Origin of the sequence: Psychrobacter pocilloporae (assembly GCF_029872915.1) — a bacterium.
Lineage (GTDB): Bacteria > Pseudomonadota > Gammaproteobacteria > Pseudomonadales > Moraxellaceae > Psychrobacter > Psychrobacter pacificensis.
The window spans coordinates 360,347-385,381 of sequence record NZ_PGFT01000001.1 but is presented as its reverse complement, the minus strand read 5'-3'; the positions used below and the strand labels follow the sequence as shown (position 1 = coordinate 385,381).

Here is a 25,035-nt window from a genome sequence, read left to right as displayed (position 1 = left end):
CACTGCTGAATGGTTTTGCCAATACTAGCGAATGGTCAACACATCGATGGTGGGACGATATAAGCGAAAAGGCAGGCCTCGCGTGCCTATACCGCTGCTGACGAATATTTAAATACATTATTTGCAGACTGATGCAGTATCCGTTTGCGTATCTCTTATAGCGAGCGGTATTTATGATGAGCAATTATACTTTTCGGTGTTTTTCGGTATGCTGCTGTCCAAATCACTTCCTTATGGTTTTATCTATTCAATACGCAGACCAATAATAGCAGGGATGCCTTGTCGAATAATTTCTATCGTGACAACGCCCTTTTTGGGTAGGGATGAGATGGCGTCAGAGAAATCCGTTACTTTCTTAATAGGCTTTTGGTGAAAATTGGTAATGACATCACCTGCCAAAATCCCCGAGCGCGCGGCTAACCCTGTCGGATCAACCGTCGTGACCAACACCCCCGTTTTATTGTCTGTAGCAATCTCTGCTTGTTCATCTTTGGTCAAATCGCGCAAACGTAGGCCCAGTTGGACATCATCACTTTGCTGATCCCCACTTTGGGCTCTGACATCATTAGGTGCATAAGCAAGTTTACCGCTAATGATCATCTGCTTACCATTGCGCTGAATCTGTGCGCGAAATGGATCGCTTGGCTTTGCTCGGTTGAGCAGATTCAATAAGTCGGATGCTCGCATGATTTGTACATTATTGTACTGCAAGATAATGTCACCAGGTTTTAGACCTGCTTTTTGTGCTGGCGAGTCTGGAGAAACGCGGGTCAGCAAAGCGCCTTGTGGTTTATCCAATTTATAAGCTTCGGCCAGATTACGGTCAATATCTTGCGGATAGATACCCAAATATGCGCGAGCGACTTCACCGCTGGTCTTTAATTGCTCATAGATATCCATAGCAGCGTCAATTGGGATAGAGAATGATAGCCCCATGTAGCCGCCCGTCCCACTAAAGATACGCGAGTTGATACCAATCACCTCACCGCGCTGATTGAATAGAGGGCCACCTGAGTTGCCAGGGTTTAGCGCCACATCGGTTTGTATAAACGGCACACTGGTTTCGCGTGAGAAGCTGCGTGATTTGGCACTGACGATGCCAGCGGAGGCTGAATAATCAAAACCAAATGGTGAACCAATGGCTAGTACGGGCTCCCCTACTTTTAAGCTGTTTGAGTCGCCAATCGGTAGCGCGGGGAACTGAGTGCCTTCAACTTTTAGTACAGCCACATCTGAGCGCTCGTCGCTACCAATCAAGGTTGCATCAAGCTCGGTTCTATCATTAAGTGTGACGGTGATTTTGTCAGCGCCCTCGATGACGTGATGATTGGTCAGCATGTAGCCGTTAGATGTGACAAAAAAGCCTGTACCATAAGCATGCTCTATCGCTGGCGTGACTGCTCGATCAGGAATGCGCACCCGATCGCCAAAAAACTGCCGCAACACTTCAGCCGTTTGCGCCTTAGCAAGCTCAGCCTCACTGACTGTCTTGGTGACGTTGACGCGCGCCACTGCGGGTGTCACTTGTTGAACTAGGCCAGAGAAATCAGCCGTGGTTACAGCCGCATGTGCATTGCTCATTGTGGTGACGTTAATACTAGCCACCATCGCCGTACTCACAGCGAGCGCCAGCGCACTGCGCTGTAACCAAAGTCGCATATCGACAGTGGTTCGTGATTTAAACATATTGATAGGCATATTGTCCTCCATATGAATGGTCATTATTATTGTTGGTAATTAGATGATGGTACTCGATAACGTCTTGCCTGACGCACATAACCCCAATCGTTATTGGTCAGCGTTCTTATATTTGCTTATATAGTGAATTCAGTATAAAAACGATACAGTGGGACTGGGATAAATTTTTCGCAGCATCGAGCAGCGTAGGCACAGCACGCAAGGAAAATTTAGACCAGTTCCACCTTGATATATAATATATCTGTTTTATTTAGGATTGACTATATCGTTATACTCATATTACACGATGGTATTCGTGCTATGCATCGATTTCATATATGTTTTATCGCTAGGCTGATATAGTAACGATCATGTCAGCCCCGTTTTTATATTTATTTTAATCAAAACCAGGGTTGTTGGCTTTAGTAAACATAAACCCTCAGCGCCAATATACGGTCTCTGATTGACGTCATATTATTGTTGTTTTAGCGGCGTGCATGACCAACGTAGCTACTGTATGATGGACAAAACGTTATCTTGCCATTATTTACATAATGCAGGATAACCCAAGGCATGGTTATTTCATACTGACTTTGTACAATTTTGTGGCTGCGCGCTGATATCGTGGCAGGCTCTATATACATGTATATGAATCAAATCATGTTATGATAGCAAGCAAAACAAATCATAAAACAAACAAAAGTCAATTAGTAAAAATGCTATCGACTACTCGTTTATCAAGCTTGCTATCATCATCCCTGTTTTCCATCTTTTGCATTTTTAGACCACTGTTATTTGTCTAAGAATGCTTTTGCCCTTGCTACTTTATAGTGTATATATCATCTCAAGCTCATGTTGCGATTCATGATGGCTATCAATGTGATGACCCAGATATAATCAGTAATGATAACAATTGATCATAAACGAACGGTAGCGACTATCTTATAGCAGCTATGGATAGATATAAAATATGACAAGATTACAAAAGGATTAATTTATGGATACCGCCCTATTGCTATCCGGCGTGGTTGGGATTGGCATTGCCGCCCAATGGCTGGCTTGGTATTTGAAGCAACCGTCCATTTTATTTTTATTGCTCATTGGCATTATCATCGGACCAGTCCTGGGGGTGTTTGACCCTGATTTGGTATTAGGTGAGCTGATGTTCCCCTTTATCTCTTTGGGCGTGGCAATTATTCTATTTGAGGGCTCGCTAACGCTAGAGTTTGATGAGATCAAGCAGCATGGTACTGTGGTGCAAATGCTGGTCTCGATTGGTGTACTCATCACCATCGCTATCGTGGCGCTGTCGACTTATTTGCTATTCGATGTCGACCCATTGATTGCACTCCTGTTTGGTGCGCTGGTCTGCGTGACCGGTCCGACGGTCATTATGCCGCTGTTGCGTAGCGTACGCCCCAATAAAACCATCTCTAATATCCTAAAATGGGAAGGCATTATCATTGATCCAATCGGCGCAATTGCCGTGGTATTGGTCTATGAATATATCATCTCAGGCGGTGAAGCCAGTAGTATCTTGCTATTTGCCAAAATTGTCGTATTGGCAACGGCACTTGGTATGGCAGGCGCTTGGTTACTGGCGTTCCTCATGCGGCGCCATATGGTTCCTGAGTTTTTGCGCAATGTTTTTACCCTTGCATTCGTCTTGGTCTTGTTTTCGGTATCAAATCACTTGGAGCATGAATCAGGATTATTGACTGTGACCGTACTGGGTGTGGCTTTGGCAAACTGGCCAAAATTCCCACGCGAGACGATTCTAGAGTTCAATGAATCTTTAACCGTTCTGCTGATCTCTGTGCTATTTATTATTTTGGCCGCTCGTGTAGAGCTGGCAAGTTTATTGAGCGTAGGATTTGTAGGTCTGGTGCTCCTTGCTATTGTCATGTTTGTGGCGCGTCCATTATCAGTATGGGCGTCCTCCATCGGCTCCAACCTCAAAACCAATGAAAAGCTGATGATCAGCTGGATTGGCCCTCGCGGTATCGTCGCTGCTGCTATCTCATCCCTGTTTGCGATTCGTTTGCAAGAGTATGATATTCAAGGCGTTGAGCTGCTTGTACCATTGGTATTTATGGTCATCATCGGTACGGTAATGATTCAGGGTCTGGGCGCAAAGATGGTCGGCAACTTGCTGGGCGTACGTGAGCCTGAGACCAACGGTATTCTTATCGTCGGTTCAAACCCGATTGCCCTACTCATCGCTACCTCTCTTAAAGAGCAAGGCTTCGATGTCATCGTCGCCCATAATAACTATACCAATATCGCGCGCGCACGCATGAGTGGATTGCGTACTTATTTTGGCAATCCAATCTCTGATCACGCTGATCACCATCTTGATCTGATCGGTATTGGGCGTCTGTTTGCCATGAGTATGGACAAAGAGATGAATACCTTGTCTGAGATTCATTATCGTCATGAATTTGGCGAGCGTAAGCTATACCGCCTCAAGTTCAGTGATGAAAAAGTCAAAAGTGAGCGCGACGACAAGCAGTCCAATTTTCACTCACAGTGGCTATTTGGCAAAGATGTGACGTATACCAAGCTTGCTAGTATGCTGTCCAAAAAAGCCCGCATCAAAATCACCAACATCACTGACAGCTATAGCTTTGAGCAGTATAAAGCGGATAACAAGCAGTTTGTGCCGCTATATACCATAGACAAAGAAGGCAAGCTGCACGTCATTACTGATAAGTTCGAAGGTACGGTGCCTCGCGATCGCAAGCTTATCTCCTTAGTTGTGGATGATGAAGTACAGCCAAAACCAGTGGACGTAACACCAAAACAAGAGCAAGCGCGTATGGTCGCCGATGCCAACTTTGAGTCCAGCTCAAAAGCGCCTGAAAAGCGTAAAGAAAAAGAGCTGGGCAGCGATAACCTACAAAAACCAGCGCCAGAGGCACCAACTAATACGGCTCAAAATACTGAGCAAAGCGTCGCCAGTGCCCCTAATGCGAACAGCGCCATAGATAAGTCCAATACTGCGACAGTCGCGGCCGATGATAAGGCAGTAGCACCAAAAACAGAGGCTACCAACACAGCGAACACAGGTGTGATGACAGCAAACTCGACCGCGACCTCAAAGACTAAGCCGTCTAGTAATAGTAATGCCAATGGTAATGGCAACGCGCCTAAAAATAAAAAAGGAGCGCTTGATCCCAATCGTCTCCCTGACTCTGGTCAAGACAGTGCTACTCATTCGACTGCCAAAGCTGACACCGACGCTTCTGGCGCGGTTGGGAAAGAAGCCAAACAGAGTGAGCTGAATGACAAAAATAGTGATAAATAAACTCTATCGTTATTTAACCGCTAACGTCATAATTGGTTAAATAACAAACTGTCATCAATAAAAAGCCCCAGCGACATGCTGGGGCTTTTTATTTTTATCATATCTGCTTGATTATTAAATCTACTTACAAGATAAACATGCTCACTCAAATATGATTATTCAACATCAAATCTGTCTACGACTGCCTGCCATATTCGCGCGCTCACCTCATCAGTACTGCCTGACGCATCGATACGCTGGATACGTTCAGGATGCGAGCTTGCAAGTTGACTAAAACCGGTATGTACCCAAGTAAAAAACGCCATTGCCTGCTGCTCAAAGCGATCTGCTGCGCTGCGCTTATTGGCGCGTGCCATGCCCTCTGCTACAGGTAAATCAAGCCATAAAGTCAGCTCAGGCAACTGCGTCACAAACTGCTCGATCAGCGTCTCAATTTTGGTCAGCATCGCTTTATCGCCATGTCCGCGTCCAAAACCCTGATACGCAATAGTAGAGTCCGTAAACCTGTCACAAATAACCCATGTGCCACGTTGTAGCGCAGGCAGGATGACTTGCTGCATATGATCACAGCGTGCTGCAAATAATAATAAAAGCTCTGTATCATCCTCAATTTCAGTTGCAGGATCTAGCAATATATCGCGCAGTCGCTCAGCAAACGGACTACCACCCGGCTCGCGCGTACGAAGGTAGTGAATACCGTTTTTCTCTAGTTGCAAGCATAGCTGTTCAATCGCCGTGGTTTTCCCGACGCCTTCCGTTCCTTCAAAACTAATAAACCGCCCTGCAATAGGTGCGGTCGTCGTTTGTGAAGCATTTGATTCCGGTAGCGTGGACGATGCTGTACTCGTTTGTGCGGATGGCGCGTTGGTCTGTATAGATACTGACATGATATGACCTTATGTCATCGGTGAGCGCTATCGTTAGATTATAGCGCTCAATAAACGATACGTTTTATAAGAGATAAAGAAGTGCTTTATTGCGGCGGTGTTTGAGATTTTTTCTCGCGCATGACGCTCAGATAGTCTTTTACCGCTTGGTTGTGCTCAGCCAAGCTATTGGTAAATTTGTGTCCGCCGTTACCAGTTGCCACAAAGTAAAGGGCGTCGCTATCGGCAGGATGCAAGGTGGCTTCGATAGACGCAGCAGATGGCAGCGCGATTGGCGTTGGCGGTAAGCCATCAATCTGATAGGTATTATAAGACGTTTTTTCATCGATGTCTTTGCGGCGGATATTACCATCATAACGGCTACCCATACCATAAATGATGGTCGGATCGGTCTGCATACGCATGTTTTTAACCAAGCGATTTCTAAACACGGCAGAGACTAGCGGACGCTCTTCTGGTACGCTGGTTTCTTTTTCGATGATAGATGCCATTACTAGTGCTTCGTAAGGGCTATTATAAGGTAGGTCAGGCGCACGGTTTTCCCACGCATCAGTCAGCGCTTTTTGCTGGCTTTTATATAGGTCCGTGAGCACTTTTTTATCGCTCGTCCCTTCACCATAATAATAGGTATCGGGCGCAAACCACCCTTCAAGATTATGATTGACGATAGGATCACTACTGTTGGTCACGTTATCTGGCAATATACCAGCCAAATCTAACGCTTGTGCAATGCTGGCATTATCACTGTCTGCGGTCAGCACTTCTTTTTCGATATTGTCATTATCACGCAGCGCTTGATAGAGGTCTTTTGAGGTTTTGCCTTCGATGATTTGCACCTTTACCATAGCTGCTTTTGCGCCCTGCTCTAATATTTGCAATGCCTCAGCAATGGTTGGATTTTCCGGCAATTGATAAATGCCTGCATGCAAAGGCGCATCGACTTGCGACTTAATATATAGCTTGGCTACGCTGGCCGAAAATAGCGGAATTTGATTTTGCCACTGCGGCAATAGGCCATAATACGTCTGACCTTGCTCAATCGTGACCATTTGCTGCGGCTGCTCGATACGGCCAAACAAGGTCTGATACACTATAACTAAAAAGAATGCAGCAATGAGTCCTAGTACCAGCAATACCTGATAACCGCGCTGCATAAAAAATGAGGGATTGTTGACTTTATATTGACGCGGTTTGCTGTTGCCACTGATGAGTGAGACATTGGTTGCTGGCGTGTCTTGCACCCTATCTACCACTGGTTGCGCGTCCGGCAACGTGGTGTCTACACGCTCCTCGACTGTGCCATCTTGCTTATTCGATGGCGACTCATTGGGACGTTCAGGTGGTGTATTGGGTGTGGGCTTGCTCATGGCAACTCGCGAGGCAGATGTTTGCTAGAATTTAGCACTGAACCGTACGATTTTCAATGGTATTTGCTTAGCTTATGAATTGATGAGTGAAAAATGCTATAATTTTGCGCTCAAATTCTGCAATAAAATCTATGCAAAGAAGGTTCTTAGTAATGGCAAAACCATTTGTAAAGTGGGTGGGCGGTAAAGGCCAATTAATATCAGAGATCACTCAACGCTTACCTGAATATGTAAAGAATGGCCTGCCATATATCTATGTCGAGCCTTTTAGTGGTAGTGCTGCATTAGCATTACATCTTTTAGATAGTGAGCATCCTCCTACTGCCGTTATCTTAAACGATATAAACACTGACCTCGTTAACCTTTATAATGTCATAAAGTCTTACCCTCATGAACTATTAGCATGTCTAAAAGTAATTCAGTCAGAATATGATCAGCTTGAAGATAAGGAAGCTAAGCAGCCTTATTATTACGCCAAACGTGACGAATTTAATACCCGGAAAGCTAGTGATATCAAGCACGCTGGTTTATTTATTTTTTTGAATCGTGCAGGGTTCAATGGCTTGTATCGAGTCAATAGCAAGAATAAATTCAACGTCCCTATTGGGAGCTATAAAAAACCTAATTTTGTTTTCGAAGACACTATCTTAAAAGCATCAGAAGTATTGAGTAAGGTAGAGGTATACAATCAAAGTTATGAAGATACACTCGCTCATTTAGAGCAATCAAACAAAGACAACTTACCTGCTTTGTTTTATTTTGATCCACCTTATAAACCTTTAAGTGAGTCTTCTAGCTTTACGTCTTACTCTAAAGATAGCTTCAATGATGAAGAGCAAGAAAAGTTAAAATCTTTTTGCGATTTGATAGACAAAAAAGGCTATCAGTGGCTGCTTAGTAATTCTGATACTACAAACCTTGACGCCGAAAATATATTTTTTGATACTTTGTATTCAGAATATAAAATTGAAAGAGTCAAGGCAAGTCGTAGTATCAACTCCAAAGGTTCAAAGCGCGGTCAGATTAACGAGTTATTAATTAGTAATTACTAAAGAATAATTTTACTTGGAATTTCTCCATTTTGAATTGCTTTCATGAAATCCGTTTTGAAGTAAAATGCATGGTTTTTATTAGAGACATATCTATCTAATACTTTGGAATATATAGGATTATAGCTACCATCCTTCCTTTTAGCGTCTTTACTTCTAATTTGAATGTACTTTCCATTTGAGGTATGAATATACCCATCATCTGAACTGTCAAGATGATTTAATATTTGCTGCTTGATACTAAGAAAATCCTGCAAGTACACTTCTTTTAGTGCTCGATTTTGTTTAGAATCTACATGATGTGCTGGCAAGAAATACCATTCTTCAGGAGAACTGCCATCAGGCTTTACTACAGGTAAATAAAGAAGATTATCAATTTTATCTAGTAACCTGTTAGCTTCTAAGTTCTCGTAAAACAAACTATCAAAATCCTTTGATATTTGAGTGATAAACATAGTTTCACGCGGCATACCGTTAGGGTGTGACTTGTTTGTTTTTAATTCACCATCACTAAAATCCGTTAGATTGCTATTATTCGGCATTCCAAGTAACTGTTGCAGGAACTGCCCAGTATTACCTTTGTTTATTGTAAAACCTGAAATATCTTCTTGTAATTTTAAATCTCCAAATTTCTTGTTATAAAGTGCTGGTAACTTTGAAAATACGTCTTCTAGCTTCATATATTACTGCCTTATAGTATAAGCAATTCTGACAAACTCATCTCAAATGCATGCGCAAATATTTCTATATTTACTAATGCAGGATTGCGTTCACCTCGCTCTATCATGCCAATGTAATTACGATGAAAGCCTGTCAGCTCAGCCAGCTGCTCTTGACTAAGGTTTCTGGCCTTTCGCAATTCACGAATACGTTGTCCAAATCTGATTAAAACTGTTTCTTTCATTTGCATTATTCTCAAGAGTTAGGTATTCTTTAACTACACACAATAAGTATCATTTTTATATCTTTAGAATGTGTGAGATAAGGAGCTTGCTGTGATAAGTATCGAAAATGTGACTATTAACATTGGAGCCAATTCAACAGCACCTAATGAACTATTAGATACTGAAGACTCTGTAGTAGTGAGAGATGAATTAGTAAATATGCTTCGCATCATTAGCGAAGATAAGAGATTTATTGGTCAAACTGTTGTTATTCCAGACGATTGCGGGCAGTATGGCTTTGTACAGGGAGAGTTTAATTTACCTGAGCTTCTTTACTTCTTAGCCGATATGCTGGAATAGACATGGAAAGTCATTCGTTTTTTAGTAGTACTAATTTAGATTTTAACTTACTGAAAGGTGACTGCTTAACAGTTATTCCTAAGTTAGATAACAACATAGACATGGTCTTTGCCGACCCTCCATACTTCTTATCTAATGATGGTTTGACAGTGAAAAACGGTAAAGTCCAGTCAGTCAATAAAGGTCAGTGGGACAAGCTTGTCAGTGACAATGATGCTTATGTATTCACCTACGAGTGGCTTTTTGCTGTACGAGAGAAAATGGCAGATAATGCAACCTTATGGGTTAGTGGTACACATCACAATATTTTTACTCTGGGTCGTATTTTGCCGCAGCTTGGTTTTAAAATACTTAATGTTATAACTTGGGAAAAAACCAACCCACCGCCTAATTTTTCTTGTCGGTTTTTCACTCATTCAACAGAGTTTATTATCTGGGCGAGAAAACATCCTAAAGTGCCACATTATTTCGATTACGACTTGATGAAACGACTCAATAACGATAAGCAAATGAAAGATGTGTGGCGCTTGCCAGCAATTGCTAAATGGGAAAAATCTTGTGGTAAGCACCCTACGCAAAAACCTTTGGCATTATTGGCACAGATGATTTTAGCCTCTACTAAAAAAAATGCTTTGATACTTGACCCTTTCGCTGGATCTTCAACAACAGGTATCGCAGGTAATGTCTTAGAAAGACGCTTTATTGGTATTGAACAGGAAACTGAATATCTACAACTCAGCCAAGCGCGCTATGAAGACCTACAACTTGAAGGGAAAAAAGAGTTTTTTAAACAACATTTCTATCGTTTATTAAATAAAGGAAATGACAATTAAGCAGATTTAAAATCTACAATATCACCTGACAATAACGTCAAACTAGTCATGGGCATGATACCGCGCAGCGCATTGCAAAAGAATAACCGCGTCAACCTAGGCAAGTCTTCATCTGATAACGACCGTATCACCACTGGATACTCTGTCGTGGACAAAGCATCAATGATCACCTGCCGCATCACACCAGCAACGCCCGATTGATCCATAGAAGGGGTGTACCATTGACCTGTTGTTAGATAATTCTCATGATTGTTATCAACATCTTCGTGGCCACTAGAGTGCGTTTCAGATTCGCATAAAGGCTCATCTGCTAACTGATAGAACACATTACTCATCGTACCTTCAACCCAGTGGCCACTCATATCACGTAGCAGTCCTTCACTGAGGCTCTTTGTAACGTTAGCCGCTAATGGTTCAGCTTTTATACGCTGTAGCTCGCCACTGGCAAGGACATTATCTAGGCGGCTCAAGCTTTTGAGTCCTGCCAGCGATGGCGGCAGACAGGCAATCTGTGAAGATAAACATATCGCCGAGGCATTCGGCTGCATGGGTACTAGATTGCCGTCAGGTAATGACAGTACCACAGCCGTAGAGACTCTCATAACAGCCGGTTTTAGCCAGATCTCACAATCACTTCCTGATTCACTTGGTGCATAGCCATAACCGCGAATGTCTTGTGCGGCGCGAGTCACCACGAGCTTGAGCATACCCTGCTCTAGCTGCTGGGCATATATTTTTAATACTGCCAGTAGTTCCTCGCAGTCCATATCTAACTGCAAGGCGTCAGCGTGGGAGATGAGCCGCTGATAATGATAGTCTGCCCATAGGATGAGTCCGTCCATCACACCCATGGTCGTAAAAAACCCATCCGCATATGCTAAGCCGCGGTTGTCTGGCGACAGTGTCACCGCTTTGCTGGTTGCCGTATTGTCTTGTGGATATAGACATACCCAGCTGTTGGGCAGTGACCTCATGTCTATCATCGCTTAGCTATTGTCTGTTTGGGCAGCGGATTTATTGATGATTAGCATACAGCTATAAAACTCACATTTTGCCAGTTCCACTTTCTGTCCGCCCATGACTCTGTTTTTGATGATTTGATTACTGAGCATATCAGCGACCATTTTGCCACCCTCATCACCCATCAGTCGGCGCGATAGTTGGTAGGCTTTTTTGGCATGGTCTTGGCTCAACTCTTTTTCTTTATCAGAATCGGTCGGATTGGCATAATACCAGCCAAGCTCAAGGTATTTTTCGGAGTCGATAATATCTAGATAAGGCGCGTCCGTCTTCATAAAGCGATATTTGGTGGCAGGATTACTGGCATAGTCTAGGCTATTTTCATCCGTACTTATTACTTTACCAAATGCTGACTTGATACTATCTAACTCATCGGTGCCAAGGGGCTCGCCCTTGTCAGCGTTCCATGCCGAGACATCGTATTTTACTGGTGTACCTTGTTGGGCGGTCGCGCCATCTAGATCAGGATTGTCTACCGCGCTGTTCTCTACAGGAGCCTCAGCCACAGCCTGCTCGCTGCTCTCAGCGTTTGTCTCTGGATTTTGAGCATCCTCTTTGGTGCTATCACAGCCGCCAAGCGTCACACTAACTGCCATTATCGTACCGACTAGAAGAGTCTGAAGGTTATGGTTCCACATAGATAATTTACTCACACTTTTAGATTGATCTTAAAAGAATATTAACGAGCTGGCCCACAAGCCACCGATAACAAAGGATTTTTTAATAAAGAATGTATGTAATAAAAGTTATAACCTAACAGTCATTAGAGCATATTATACTAATTAACATATAATCGATAGTTTACCCAACTGCTCAGCGCTTGACTACCTTTTAGGTTACACATAACGTTCCCAGAGGGTACATATTTGTTAAATATATCACTCATCAAACTCTGCCCGATATAAGGCTTATGAAGTGAGCCATTGGTTTGTCAATCATCATTTTATCGCTTATGATAAATGGCCGTAAGCGATGCATTTTTAATGATGTCTTGCCTCTTTTAGCCAATGGACCCTTTATGACCCAACACTTCATCGTTATTGGCAACCCGATTGCCCACAGCAAATCCCCTGAAATTCATGCGCAGTTTGCCTTACAGGCTGGTATTGATATTCGCTATCAGCGCCAGTATTGCCCTGACGATGCTGCCAGTTTTACAGCGGTCATTGAGGCGTTTTTTCATGGTGGCGGTATGGGTGCTAATGTGACCGTACCCTTTAAGCAAGTCGCTTATGACTGCTGTGCGGCGCGCGGCGGCTTGTCAGAGCATGCCAAAACAGCAGGCGCGGTCAATACCCTCATGATAAATGAGGCGCTACTACAACAAGGCGCGTCGATAAAAGAGGCCATATACGGCGATAATACGGACGGACAAGGGCTCGTCAATCACATAACACGCTTAGGTTGGCCACTGGACGGTGCTCGCGTTGCCCTGATTGGCGCAGGCGGCGCGGCACGCGGTGTCATACTACCGCTGATTCAATCAGGTATTGGCTCACTGACTATTGCCAATCGCACCGTGAGTAAAGCGGTAGATTTGGTGGATGAGCTGAGCGCAGCAAGTTCGGTGATTGCAGCGCAGCAGATTCAGACCTGTGCCACCAAGGATTTGAGCGGCACGTTTGATATGATTATCAATGCCACATCTATTGGCTTATCAGGCGATAAACTGCCGCTGGATGATGCTCTACACTGTCAATACGCTTATGACATGATGTATGGGCGCGACCTACCCTTTTTGCAGCATTTCGCGGCGCGTGATGCCCAAACGTCTGAAGGTTACGGCATGCTCATCGGACAAGCAGCATTGAGTTTTGAGCGCTGGACTGGTCATACAGTTGATGTCTCAAAAGCAACAGAAGCACTGAATCAAAATACTTAATGGAACTCTTAATCAGCAGCATCAAACTGCTGCTTTTTATTCACTAAAGCGCAGCAGCAGCCAATCCTCCAAACGCCGCAGTGGCTCACGCAATCGTGTAGAGTGGATGGCCAAACCACCGCTCAGACCAATCACACAGCCAAGTGCCGTATCAATCATGCGTGTATGAATGACATCTCCTGCCACTGGCGGCACCGGCATCGTGCTGCCGTACTCTGCGATAAATATCGTCAAGGGTGTAATAAAAATCACCGCCAGCCCATAATGCCGGTCGACAAACGACTCAATCAATAGCATCATACATAATATAGCCACGGCGACACCCCATCTCGATAGCCCCCAAGACAGCATCCAACTGGCAACCACCATACCAACCAACGTACCCAATATACGATGCAATTGCTTGATCCACATGGTTCGCAGCTGGATGCCTTGAATAATAATAAAGCAGCTCATTGCCACCCAATATGGATAAGGCATGTCTAATAAAACTGCTATTACCAACGCCAGACTGATGAAACTTACGACAATGAGGCTATCACTGATCATATCTGGCTCATAATGATAACTAGGCGCAGGGGCAATAGGACGTGTGGCGAGCAAAAACAGTGTATACAGTAGCGCGAGCAACATCGAAGATCCGCTACCCAATAACACAAGCCCTATCGCTGAGAGCACTCGATCTAACGGGACAGGAATAAACAGCGCGATTGCCCCAGCCATCAATGTAAATAGCCCTGCTGGTGGTGGCTGCTTATAATAACGACCCAACATCACCACGCTAAGCGCAACAAGCATAAAGAAAGGCAGCCTGAGTATAGGTAATTGCTGCGCCATCAAACCCAGCGCAAAGCTGAGTATCATGGCAAACCCCCAAGCCATCACTGTCACTAGCCGATAAGGTAATCCGCCCACCAATGGCAGGTTTAAAATAATCATTGACCCTAGCGACGCTTTGATTCCAGCAGATAAGTCACCAAAGTAAGCGCCCACAAATACTGGAAAACTGATCGCAATCGCAGCAACAATAGGCATATGCCAGGGTCTTCGGCTACGATTGACGGTTAGTAAATGCCCAAGCTCACCATCAATGAGCCCCTTAATACGCGTGAATAGCGCGGTCAACCAAGAGGTTTGTTTGTGTAATTTTGACTCACTCATAGAGGGTCTGCCTTATTTATAGTCAATCAATATTAAAAGTGGTACAAGGCAGACGAGTGCAAGTACTACAGTAGTAGGCTAAACGAGTCTAACGCTGTAACACTTTAATAGTGGTTCGACTATATTATGTCTATTACTCTTCGGTCTTCTGCTTATCATCAATCATCTATAACAGATGATCTTTGAGCACGTCCAGCACATATATCAGCCACTTCATAAAACTAAAATTAATTAATTAAGGTAAAAGTCATGAATAATAGTTATGAATTGTATATTTATTGGTCTATAAGATTTATAATCATATCAACGCAATAATAGCTGACGCTCAACAAGGACGTCCTAAAGCCCTTCACAATGGACTCGCTGTTTATTACTAGCACTCATAACAACAGATATAGTATCTATCTCGATTAAAATAATGACACATCGCTGACATGACTTTTGACTCAAATACTGCGTCGTAAGTCCATGATAGCGAACCAACCAAAGAGAGCGATTATGTTAACTTACAAAGCACCTTTACGTGACATCAAATTTTTGATTAATGATGTATTTGATTACCAAACGCATTATAAAAGCCTAGACAATGGCGAAAACGCGGATCCTGAAACCATAGATATGATCCTACAGGGTATGGCAGATTTTGCTGAAAACGTCCTTGCTCCTATCTATCAATCAGGCGATGAAGAAGGCTGTCATTTTGAAAATGGCGAAGTCACCACACCAAAAGGCTTTAAAGAAGCTTATGACCAATTTGTAGAAGGCGGCTGGCAAGGTATCTCGTATCCTGAACAGTACGGCGGAATGAACCTACCCACATCAATCAACTTAATCAAAGCTGAAATGATCGGTACTGCCAACTGGCCGTGGGCGATGTACTCTGGCCTCTCAACTGGTTGTATCAACACGCTGCTTCAGTATGGTACAGATGAGCAAAAAGACCTTTATCTACCAAAGCTGGTCGAAGGCTCATGGTCAGGTACGATGTGTTTGACCGAGCCTCAATGTGGTACCGACTTGGGTCAGGTAAAGTCAAAAGCCACCCCGCAGGATGACGGTACCTACAAAATCAGTGGCACCAAAATCTTCATCTCAAGTGGTGAGCATGATCTAACGGACAATATCATTCATATTGTTTTAGCACGCCTACCAAATGCGCCAGAGGGTACACGCGGTATCTCGCTATTTATCGTACCAAAATTCACGCCGAATGCTGAAGGCGAATCTGGCGAGCGCAATGCTGTTGTTTGCGGTTCAATCGAGCACAAAATGGGTATCAACTCGTCTTCTACCTGTGTGTTGAACTTCGATGGTGCTACTGGCTACCTAATTGGCGAACCGCACAAAGGCCTAAAAGCGATGTTTACCTTTATGAATACTGCTCGTATCGGTACAGGTATCCAAGGTTTGGCACATACGGAGCTGTCTTTCCAAAATGCATTGCCCTATGCCAAAGAACGCCGCTCTATGCGCACCCTTTCTGGTACCAAAGATCCTGAAAAAGTAGCTGATGCGATCATCCACCACGCTGACGTACGCCGTATGCTATTGACGCAAAAAGCCTTTGCTGAAGGCGGTCGCTCAATGCTTTATCATTCAGCACGCTATGCGGACAAAATGTCACAAGGCATCGCCAATGGCGATGAAGAAGAGTTTGAAAAATGGGATGACAAGCTAGGTTTTTATACGCCTATCCTAAAAGGGTTCTTGACTGAGCTTGGTATCGAAGCGGCCAAACACGGTCAGCAAGTCTATGGCGGCCACGGCTATATCAAAGAATGGGGTATGGAGCTGATTGCTCGTGATGCTCGTATCGCAACCATGTACGAAGGTACCACGGGTGTACAGGCGCTGGATCTACTGGGCCGTAAGGTTATCTTGCAATCTAAAGGTAAAATCATCCGTGACTATACCTCAAGCATCATGAAATGGTGCGGCGAGTATGCCCTTGATAAAGACATGCGTAAATTTGTTTGGGCACTTACCAAGCTATGTGCTGAGTGGAACACCTTGACAGTACGCTTGATGCTAATGGCTCGTAAAGACCGTGAAATCATCTCAGCCGCATCAGATGATTTCTTGATGTACTCAGGTTACGTCATGATGGGCTACCACTGGGCACGTATGGCAGCGGTCGCTTATGACAAGCTTGAAAATGGTGGCACAGAAGCACCAGAATTCTATAAAGCGAAAATTCAAACCGCCGAATTCTATTTTGATAAGCTGTTGCCACGCACCTCAGGTCATGCTGAAAGTATGGTTGCCCCAAGCGAGAGCATGACAGCGATGGATATCGACAGCTTTGCTTTCTTAGACTAAGACTGCCACTCGCACTCATTTATAACGATGAAAAAGCGCCTATGATTTAGGCGCTTTTTTGTGTTTAACTGACCGTATTATGATTAAAGACTATCAAAAGCAACCTCTAATTTAGGAGCAAATAATGGTTTTACCTAACGATAAAAACACGGCTTTAGCTGCTCGATATATACGAGCATTGGTCATTAGTACCACGCTCGTCAGTATTGGCATCAGCAGTGCAGCGGCCAAAAGTAGCGATAGTACTCTACATTTTGCAAAGGGCGCCATTACTAGCGTCGTCACTGGTAAACTCGCTCCTCATATCGATGAGCAGTGGTATCGTTTCGATGCTGCAAGTCAGCAATATGCCGTTATTAACATTGCACCACTTGCAGGTACGCCCGAGACTGCTAACGTCGGTGTATTGCATATGCCGGATGGTACCCAAGATGGCACCAAAGGCGGTATCATTTATCAAGGCTGCTTACCTAAAACGGGAAAATACCGTTTGCGTATCGCACGTAATCTTATGGCCACTCATGGCAAAACAGCAGGCTACAAAGTTGAGGTCATGATACTACCAAAGGTTGCTAGTCAGTCTTTGTGCAAGCCCGCTTAACCATATACGTCTAACGCCTTCAAACAACAGTATTCAAAATATAATAAGTCGCTTTGGAAAAGGTTAAAGCGTTTAACATTAACTATCTAGCATCTTCTTATGATATACCGCACTAATCTCTTCGACTTCTACGCATATTTGCAGTGCCGCACGACCTGATTGCTCGTCTCCGATCTTTTCTTCGATGGTAGCGACCAAGAGCTCAGCCAGCTGATTACGAGTCTCTATATCGCGGCCGCTCATCAGTTTTAGATTGGCATAGATAAACCCATTCGCTTGCTCATCATCTTCCACACCCACCAAAAACGTCTCAATAGGTAAGATACGTGTTTTGATATCTGTCGGCTTATCAAAATATCCACTGTCCCATAATGCCTTATTGAGCGACTTTAGCAATGATTCTTCGTGAGGGATACTGACATTGGGCGTGACTTGAATGGTTAAATGCGGCATGAGGACATCCTTAAATAGAGAAAGTAATAGATCAGTTGGCTTATCAGTTTACGCGCTCTGCCTCATCGCCGTAAAAGGTTTATTTGTATTATTCATCAGTAATCGCACTAAAATGCGCATCAAGTGTGTTGGCTAATTGCGCTGGTGGTAACTCAATCTCCAAACCGCGACGACCGCCACTGACATAGACCGTTGTCTGGTCTTGTGCGCTGCTATCTATGACTGTTTTTAGGCGCTTTTTTTGCCCGAGTGGACTGACGCCGCCCAACACATAGCCGGTACTACGTTCTACTTGCTTGGGATCTGCCATTTGTACTTTTTTGCAGGACAGCAATTTATTCGCGGATAAGGCTTTGGCCATTTTTTTAAAATTGAGGGTTTTATCTACTGGCAATATCGCAACCGCAAGGTCGCCAGTATCGGTCGATACCACCAAAGTTTTGAACACTTGCACTGCCGCCACGCCAAGCTTTTCTGCGGCTTCTAAACCAAAAGAGGCCGCATGACTGTCATGCGTGTATTCGTGTATGCGGTAATCAAGACCGCGTTTTTTGGCAAGATCGATAGCTGGCGTCATAATATTTCGGCTTAATAAAATAGAACTAAAGAATAGGCGTCATACGGATTAAATAGACATGGCATCAATATATTATTACGCCAAATATCGTAACTTTCAAATACTTGACCGTTTTATATCACTGCTCGCTTACTAGTGAGTAACCCAATAGTATTAATATTAGCAGTATATACAGACACTATATATCGCTTTAGTGGCTTTTATGGCATCATAAGCGCAACATATTTGACTATTTTTGATACTGATTATGATACCGAAGTTCCTAAAAAAACGGATTTTTAAAGCGCCAGTCAGCACTGACCGCACTTCTGAAACTGACGCGGGTCCAATCGTCACCAAGCCTTACGCTAATGCTCCGATCAATCAGCTGTATCGTAAACTATCGGGACAGCTACTCGATGTTGCTGTCAAACCGAAATTATTGGGTGAATTGCCTGATTTTGATAGCGACGAGCAGGTACTTAGATTTTATGTGCTACAGGATTATTCTCGCTCCAACAGTATTTTGATCGATTTGCAGACGCAAGAGCATAACTTGCCGCCTGCATTGGTTGGGGTCAATGACGCGGCTCACAATATCAAAGAAAATGCAGCCATCATATTTTTGAATCACCCAAGTGCCAAAGACAATCAGTTGTCTCCGCGCCTTTCTCGCTTAGTCTCTGCGGTTTTGCAATATCCAGAGCTAAAGGTGCGCCTAGTACCCGTATCTATCCTGTGGGGACGCGCCCCTGAAAAAGAAGACTCGCTATTTAAACTATTAACCGCTGACAATTGGCAAGACCCGAGTATCAGCAAGCAGTTATTTAATATCGGCGTGATGGGCCGTGATACCTTTGTACAATTCCACCCACCCCAAGATTTGCGTACTATCATCAATGATAGCCTCAAAGGTGAAAGCGCGGGCCCTAACGTTTTTGACTCAGTTTCTGAAGGCTCAGTTTCTAAAGACTTGGTTTCTAAAGATTTGGTTTCTAAAGATTTGGTTTCTAAAGATTTGGTTTCTGAGGATTCAAGTACTAAAAGCTCACCTGCTACAGACTCACAAGATACTGAATCAGCAACGACGGATAATGATGTCAAAACTGATGCTGAAAAATCACCTAGCTATACGCTCGTGGCGGCTGCTGATGGCAATCGTGAACTCGTGCGGATGCTACAGCAGCAATTGACGATTTATTTAGACAAGCAGCGCGCCAGTATGCTGGGCCCTGATTTGTCGGATAGACGTAATTTGGTCGATAAACTGGTCTACTCGCCAGCGATTAAGCACGCAATAGAGCTGGAAGCTGCCGAAAAAGGCACCAGCGTACGCGACGCTCGTAGTCAAGCGCGAGGATACGCCAATGAGATGGTGAATGACTATTCTCATTCCATTATTCGTGGGTTTTATAAGTTTTTAACGTGGTTATGGACACAGTTATATGACGGTGTCGAAGTCCATCACTTTGAGCGAGTACGTGACCTTGCGACCGATTATGAGCTGATTTATGTGCCGTGCCATCGCAGCCATGTTGATTATCTATTGTTGTCTTATGTCATCTATAAACGCGGTTTGAGTATCCCTTATATCGCAGCAGGTGATAACTTAGATGTGCCAGTATTGGGACCGTTATTGCGCGGCGCTGTCGCTTTTTATATTCGTCGTAGCTTCCGTGGCAATGCCCTTTATACCGCCGTATTGCGTGAATATATGCATACCCTTATCACGCGTAATACGCCGATCGAGTACTTCATTGAAGGTGGTCGCTCACGTTCAGGTCGCCTACTACCGCCCAAAATGGGTATGCTGGCGATGACGGTACATAGCCAGTTACGTCAAACCAATAAGCCTGTGGTGTTCATCCCAACTTATATTGGTTATGAGCGTATTATGGAAGGCGGCACTTATATCGGTGAGTTAAAGGGCAAACCAAAAGAATCAGAATCGTTGATTGGGCTACTCAAAGTGGGTCGTAAAATTGAGCGTATTTTTGGTAATGTACATCTAAGTTTTGGTACACCGCTGCATCTTAGCGATTTTATGACAAAGTTCGATGTTCCAGCCAACAGCTTACCGTCCGATCGCACCGACTCCCCACTCGATGAAAAAGCCAGTGCCATGGTCGATAATATCGGTGTAAAAGTCATGCAGCACATCAATAAAGCTGCCGTGATAACGCCTGTGTCGCTGCTATCATTGGTACTACTATCCGCACCGAAAGCGGCACTGGATGAAAACAGTTGCCGTGAGCAAATCGCTTTGTACCAAGGCCTTGCGCAACAGCTTCCTTATGCAGATGACACTGTCATCACAGATATGAGCCCGCAAGAAATCATTGATTATGGCATCAAGCTAAAACTCATAGAGCGTACGCCGCACATCTTGGGCGATATCATTCAGGTCGCTGGCAAGCAAGCGGCATTGCTCAGCTATTTCCGCAATAACATTCTACACGTCTTTATCTTGCTGTCTTTCTTATCAGCGCTAGTGGCACGTAACGGCCGTATCAAACGCAGTCGTTTAGATAGTATCGCTGAGCAGTTATACCCATTCTTGCAAGGTGAGCTGTTCTTATACTACCCAGCGCATGGTTTGGCGGAGACGCTCAACAAAAAAGTCGATAGTTTACTCTCTCATGGGTTGATTGTTGAGTTGGGTGATGACACGCTTAGTGTTCCTGAGTCTAATAGCAAGCGCTATCAACAGCTACAAGTACTGGCGACACCCGTTGGGCAAAGTCTTGAGCGTTATTTTATGACGCTTGCCCTACTTGCTCAGCAGGGCTCTGGTAATCTGACCGAAAGCGAAGTCGTTGACCTGTGCCATTTGCTTGGACAACGCTTGTCTGTACTGTATGCCGATGATATTCCTGACTTCTTTGATCGCGCATTATTTACTAGCTTTATCAGCGCTTTGACTCGTCTTGATTATCTACAAAAAGATGATGAAACGGGCATATTGACCTTTGACCATCGTATCAATGACATCGCCAGTCATGCCAAATATGTGCTGACGCCTGATATGATGCAAATCTTGCAGCAAGTCGCAAGTTTAAACGAAGAAGAAATCACTCGTGCTATTACTGAGATTAGTAATAAAAAGCAGCGTAAATTTGGGCGTAAGCGTTAATCGTTAGTCATGACTTTTAAACAATTAAGCTAAACAAAAAAAGACCGCTATTGATTAGCGGTCTTTTTTATGCAGTTCCAATATACCAAACAATGGTATTAGTTGGTAATTTTCTTATACTTAGCACGCTTAGGCGTGGCGTCATCACCCATTGTCTTTTTACGATAGGCTTCAAACTCACTGTAGTTGCCATCGAACCACACTGGGCCTTCTTCTTCAAACGCCAAGATGTGGGTGGCGATACGGTCAAGGAACCAGCGATCATGCGAGACGACCATGACCGTACCTGGGAATACTTGAATCGCATCCTCTAGCGCACGTAAGGTTTCAACGTCCAAGTCGTTCGAGGGTTCATCGAGTAGCAGTACGTTTGCACCCTGCTTTAGGGTTTTTGCCAATTGCAAGCGGTTACGCTCACCCCCTGACAGCTGACCGACGTGCTTTTGCTGGTCTGAGCCTTTGAAATTAAAGCGGCCAATATAGGCACGGCTTGGCGTGGTGTAGTCACCGACAGTAATCATGTCAAGGCCGTCTGATACTTCTTCCCAGACGGTCTTTTTGTCGTCTAGGTTGTCACGCACCTGACCGACATAGGCAACCTTGACACTTTCGCCCAAATCAACCGAACCAGTATCTGGGGTATCACGCTCAGTAATCATGTTAAATAGCGTGGTTTTACCCGCACCATTTGGACCGATGATACCAACGATAGCACCCGCTGGGACATTGAAGCTTAGGTTTTCATACAATAAACGATCGCCAAACGACTTGGAGATGTTATTGACCTCGATAACTTTATTACCTAGACGCGGACCGGGCGGAATATAAATCTCTGAGGTCTCATTTCGCTGCTGGAATTCTTTTGAGTTCAGCTCTTCAAAACGCTGTACGCGCGACTTAGACTTCGCTTGCTGACCCTTTTGATTTTTACGAATCCACTCAAGCTCTTTTTTCAGCGCTTTGGCAAACGACTCTTCTTGCTTCTGTTGTTCCTCTAAGCGCTTGTTTTTTTGCTCTAACCATTCAGTATAGTTACCTTCATACGGGTAGCCATAGCCTCGGTCAAGCTCCAAAATCCACTGCGCCACATTATCCAAGAAATAACGATCATGGGTAATGGCAACGATAGTGCCGCTATAGTTTTGCAAGAATTGCTCAAGCCAAGCGACTGATTCGGCGTCCAGATGGTTAGTAGGCTCATCGAGTAGCAGCATATCGGGACGTGATAGTAGCAGGCGACATAAAGCAACACGGCGTTTTTCACCACCTGACAGTTTACTCACGTCCGCGTCCCATGGTGGCAGACGTAGCGCATCGGCGGCTTTCTCTAACTGGTTATTTAGATTGTGTGCATCCCATGACTGGATAATGTCTTCCATTTTGCCCTGCTCTTCAGCAAGTTTGTCAAAATCAGCATCCGGTTCGGCATACTCAGCATAGATTTGGTCTAAGCGCGCTAACGCATCTAACGCCTCACGCATGCCGTCCTCGACGTTGCCGCGCACATCTTTGCTGTCATCGAGTTGTGGCTCCTGCGGCAAGTAACCAACTTTGGTTCCTGTTTGCGCACGTGCTTCACCGCTGAACTCAGTATCCACACCCGCCATAATACGTAGCAAGGTCGACTTACCTGCCCCATTGATGCCTAAGACACCAATTTTGGCACCCGGGAAAAAGGACAGATTGATATTTTTTAAGATTTCACGCTTAGGGGGAACAAGTTTTGACACGTTGTTCATCGTGTAAATATATTGAGCCATTAACACTCCGATAGACTGCATAGAAGAGAACAGCAAATACCACTCAGCGCTGCTGCCAAGCGTGCCGTAACTCAAAATCAGGGTTACAAATTATCGTTCATTATCGCATTGTGGCGCATACCCTGCAAGCTAACAGGTTGTTTTACCCCTTGTTTTGCAGCTTTTGTCATAGAGTATCGCTGTTTCTGGATAAAAGCGGGCAAAAATATTTTTCTGAGGTTACGAGCTTAACATTCTGATTCATTGCTGTTTGATAAAAACCACAAAAAATAGCATCAAAACTTTCGCAAAGTTAATCAATAGCCGTTAACATATTAGAGTGGCTTAACAGCGCAAAAAATAATGGTTTAGTATGCCATTAATGAAACTGGCTATAAGCTGAGTCATTATTTCTCATATATTTTTAATAATATTTATACAGGTACTGATTAATGGCCAACGGCTATCGCCCTGAAATAGTTCAACGTGCGTTTGTCGATTTTATCGGGTCGCGCTTACATCCGTTTTGGTCATTGACGACACCCAAGCTACGCCTTATTGCTCGATACGAGATGAGTGATGATTTAATTGCACTGCAATTTGAGACCAATCGAGCGTTTAGGCAGCAGATATCCAAAGGGGCAGATGATTGGCAAGGCGGTCAGTATCTTGATTTACGTGTTTTTATCGATGGGGTTTATCATCAGCGCAGCTATTCACTCGTAGGATTGGCGAATCAGCCATTGTGGTGGCAAGATGATGCCGTCATTACTAAGTCAGCAAAAAGCCAACGCCATACGGTTACTATTGCTGTTAAACCGCAAGGGTTAGTATCTGACTATTTGACCAAGCAACTGTCGCTATCTAGCATCGTTGATACCAGTATGCCACTGGGTCATTTTACTTTGGCACAGGCAAAGACAAGTTTAGATAATAGAGAACCAGATAACCAAAAACTACACCCTTTATTATTTGTCGCTGGCGGTAGCGGTATCACGCCTATGCTAGGACTTATTGCGCAAGCACTAGCAGACGGATATCAGGTGGCGCTGCTACATTATAGTCGGTCGAAACTTCCTCAGCTTCAACGCCAATGGCAACAACTGAGCGATACCTATCCAGCCTTCAGCTATCATCTGATTCATACAGATAATCCTGCTACTTATCTGGCTGGCGAACGATACTTAAGTGCAGAGGGTTTATTATCACTTAATCTACCTTTGGCAGATACGCAGATATTTGCCTGCGGTTCACAAGCGTTATTAGCCGGCTTATATAAAGCAGTGTCAGAAATCATTTTACCGCAGGGCAATCAGCTACGTGACAATATTATCGTAGAAAATTTTGGCAATGCATTGCCTGATTTTGATAGCGGCGGCAATCAAGTACTAGATAATGCACTACAGACAGAGTCGCATACGGTGTACTTACGCTCACGGCAACGGCAGTTCGATAGCGACACCACATTATTGGTCGCTGCCGAAAATGCAGGTATACGCCTAGCGCATGGTTGTAGGCAAGGAATTTGCCAGTTGTGCCGCTGTAATAAAGTGAGCGGCGTGGTCAAAAACATCCAAACTGGCAATATAAGTAGTGATGGCTACGAGTCTATCCAAACCTGCATCAATATCGCTATGACAGACGTGGTGTTAGACATTTAGCCCTGCTGAAATAAGAAATACGACCACTAGCTCCTAACTATCGACCTCTTAAAACCAAAAAATAGACTGATGTTAACTCATATTGTATGCTAAAACTCAGATAACTCATCAAACCGAATCCAGTGCTGTTTATTCGTGCCGTTTCG

The 25,035-nt window shown here is 44.2% G+C and carries 20 protein-coding genes; 9 read left to right on the top strand and 11 right to left on the bottom strand.

The genetic code is table 11. The features are described from left to right. Positions 1 to 243: 243 nt before the first annotated feature. Complete coding sequence (locus CUR83_RS01690) at positions 244 to 1,659, bottom strand: Do family serine endopeptidase (RefSeq protein WP_392397099.1); 1,416 nt, start codon at positions 1,657 to 1,659, stop codon at positions 244 to 246. Between the two features lie 1,015 nt (positions 1,660 to 2,674). Between CUR83_RS01690 and CUR83_RS01685 the strand changes: the two genes are divergently transcribed. After that, complete coding sequence (locus CUR83_RS01685; protein ID WP_227674195.1) at positions 2,675 to 4,984, top strand: cation:proton antiporter domain-containing protein; 2,310 nt, start codon at positions 2,675 to 2,677, stop codon at positions 4,982 to 4,984. Positions 4,985 to 5,139: 155 nt separating this feature from the next. Here CUR83_RS01685 and tmk read toward each other — a convergent pair whose 3' ends face one another. After that, positions 5,140 to 5,772, bottom strand: a complete 633-nt coding sequence (tmk, locus tag CUR83_RS01680) for a dTMP kinase (protein WP_227674224.1) — start codon at positions 5,770 to 5,772, stop codon at positions 5,140 to 5,142. A gap of 185 nt (positions 5,773 to 5,957) precedes the next feature. Next, positions 5,958 to 7,238 (bottom strand): endolytic transglycosylase MltG, encoded by a 1,281-nt coding sequence (gene mltG / locus CUR83_RS01675; protein WP_284718928.1) that lies wholly within the window; start codon positions 7,236 to 7,238, stop codon positions 5,958 to 5,960. Between the two features lie 152 nt (positions 7,239 to 7,390). Here mltG and CUR83_RS01670 point away from each other — a divergent pair, with 152 nt between their 5' ends. Beyond that, on the top strand, positions 7,391 to 8,290 hold the full coding sequence (locus CUR83_RS01670) for a DNA adenine methylase (RefSeq protein WP_284718927.1): 900 nt from the start codon (positions 7,391 to 7,393) through the stop codon (positions 8,288 to 8,290). Here CUR83_RS01670 and CUR83_RS01665 read toward each other — a convergent pair. Both CUR83_RS01665 and CUR83_RS01660 read right to left on the bottom strand, forming a co-directional pair. Continuing rightward, positions 8,287 to 8,967 carry a PDDEXK family nuclease gene (locus tag CUR83_RS01665; protein WP_284718926.1) on the bottom strand — a complete coding sequence of 227 codons (681 nt, stop codon included), beginning with the start codon at positions 8,965 to 8,967 and terminating at the stop codon, positions 8,287 to 8,289. The genes CUR83_RS01670 and CUR83_RS01665 overlap by 4 nt on opposite strands. An 11-nt stretch (positions 8,968 to 8,978) precedes the next feature. Continuing rightward, entirely contained in the window at positions 8,979 to 9,191 is a 213-nt protein-coding gene (locus tag CUR83_RS01660) for a helix-turn-helix domain-containing protein (protein ID WP_284718925.1), read from the bottom strand. Positions 9,192 to 9,282: 91 nt separating this feature from the next. On the opposite strand from CUR83_RS01660, the gene CUR83_RS01655 reads away from it, so the two are divergent. Together CUR83_RS01655 and CUR83_RS01650 are read left to right on the top strand one after the other, a co-directional pair. Next, positions 9,283 to 9,531: a hypothetical protein gene (locus CUR83_RS01655; protein WP_284718924.1), complete on the top strand. Its 249-nt coding sequence runs from the start codon at positions 9,283 to 9,285 to the stop codon at positions 9,529 to 9,531. A gap of 2 nt (positions 9,532 to 9,533) precedes the next feature. Next, positions 9,534 to 10,364, top strand: coding sequence for a DNA-methyltransferase (locus CUR83_RS01650; protein WP_284718923.1), 831 nt, complete (start codon positions 9,534 to 9,536; stop codon positions 10,362 to 10,364). Here CUR83_RS01650 and CUR83_RS01645 read toward each other — a convergent pair. Next, positions 10,361 to 11,338, bottom strand: coding sequence for an aminotransferase class IV (locus CUR83_RS01645; RefSeq protein ID WP_284718922.1), 978 nt, complete (start codon positions 11,336 to 11,338; stop codon positions 10,361 to 10,363). The two genes, CUR83_RS01650 and CUR83_RS01645, sit on opposite strands and share 4 nt — an antisense overlap. A 12-nt stretch (positions 11,339 to 11,350) precedes the next feature. Further along, the gene (locus CUR83_RS01640) at positions 11,351 to 12,037 is read right to left on the bottom strand and encodes a hypothetical protein (protein ID WP_284718921.1); all 687 of its coding nucleotides are present in this window, start codon (positions 12,035 to 12,037) and stop codon (positions 11,351 to 11,353) included. 365 nt (positions 12,038 to 12,402) lie between these two features. Between CUR83_RS01640 and aroE the strand changes: the two genes are divergently transcribed. Further along, positions 12,403 to 13,266 carry a shikimate dehydrogenase gene (aroE, locus tag CUR83_RS01635; protein ID WP_252962695.1) on the top strand — a complete coding sequence of 288 codons (864 nt, stop codon included), beginning with the start codon at positions 12,403 to 12,405 and terminating at the stop codon, positions 13,264 to 13,266. A 36-nt stretch (positions 13,267 to 13,302) separates the two neighbouring features. On the opposite strand, the gene CUR83_RS01630 is transcribed toward aroE, so the two are convergent. Beyond that, positions 13,303 to 14,427, bottom strand: coding sequence for an FUSC family protein (locus tag CUR83_RS01630; protein ID WP_240365747.1), 1,125 nt, complete (start codon positions 14,425 to 14,427; stop codon positions 13,303 to 13,305). Positions 14,428 to 14,925: 498 nt separating this feature from the next. On the opposite strand from CUR83_RS01630, the gene CUR83_RS01625 reads away from it, so the two are divergent. After that, positions 14,926 to 16,746, top strand: a complete 1,821-nt coding sequence (locus CUR83_RS01625) for an acyl-CoA dehydrogenase C-terminal domain-containing protein (RefSeq protein ID WP_284718920.1) — start codon at positions 14,926 to 14,928, stop codon at positions 16,744 to 16,746. Between the two features lie 124 nt (positions 16,747 to 16,870). Beyond that, entirely contained in the window at positions 16,871 to 17,347 is a 477-nt protein-coding gene (locus CUR83_RS01620) for a hypothetical protein (RefSeq protein ID WP_284718919.1), read from the top strand. A gap of 78 nt (positions 17,348 to 17,425) precedes the next feature. Here the strand turns inward: CUR83_RS01620 and CUR83_RS01615 are convergent, their stop codons facing one another. Continuing rightward, positions 17,426 to 17,800: a 5-carboxymethyl-2-hydroxymuconate Delta-isomerase gene (locus tag CUR83_RS01615; protein ID WP_284718918.1), complete on the bottom strand. Its 375-nt coding sequence runs from the start codon at positions 17,798 to 17,800 to the stop codon at positions 17,426 to 17,428. Between the two features lie 88 nt (positions 17,801 to 17,888). Beyond that, complete coding sequence (gene ybaK / locus CUR83_RS01610) at positions 17,889 to 18,377, bottom strand: Cys-tRNA(Pro) deacylase (protein WP_058024885.1); 489 nt, start codon at positions 18,375 to 18,377, stop codon at positions 17,889 to 17,891. Between the two features lie 247 nt (positions 18,378 to 18,624). Between ybaK and plsB the strand changes: the two genes are divergently transcribed. Continuing rightward, positions 18,625 to 21,489, top strand: a complete 2,865-nt coding sequence (gene plsB, locus CUR83_RS01605) for a glycerol-3-phosphate 1-O-acyltransferase PlsB (RefSeq protein ID WP_212564019.1) — start codon at positions 18,625 to 18,627, stop codon at positions 21,487 to 21,489. A gap of 98 nt (positions 21,490 to 21,587) precedes the next feature. On the opposite strand, the gene ettA is transcribed toward plsB, so the two are convergent. Beyond that, positions 21,588 to 23,249, bottom strand: coding sequence for an energy-dependent translational throttle protein EttA (gene ettA / locus CUR83_RS01600; protein WP_071002540.1), 1,662 nt, complete (start codon positions 23,247 to 23,249; stop codon positions 21,588 to 21,590). A 431-nt stretch (positions 23,250 to 23,680) separates the two neighbouring features. Between ettA and CUR83_RS01595 the strand changes: the two genes are divergently transcribed. Continuing rightward, positions 23,681 to 24,889, top strand: coding sequence for a flavin reductase family protein (locus CUR83_RS01595; protein ID WP_284718917.1), 1,209 nt, complete (start codon positions 23,681 to 23,683; stop codon positions 24,887 to 24,889). Positions 24,890 to 25,035 lie beyond the last annotated feature (146 nt).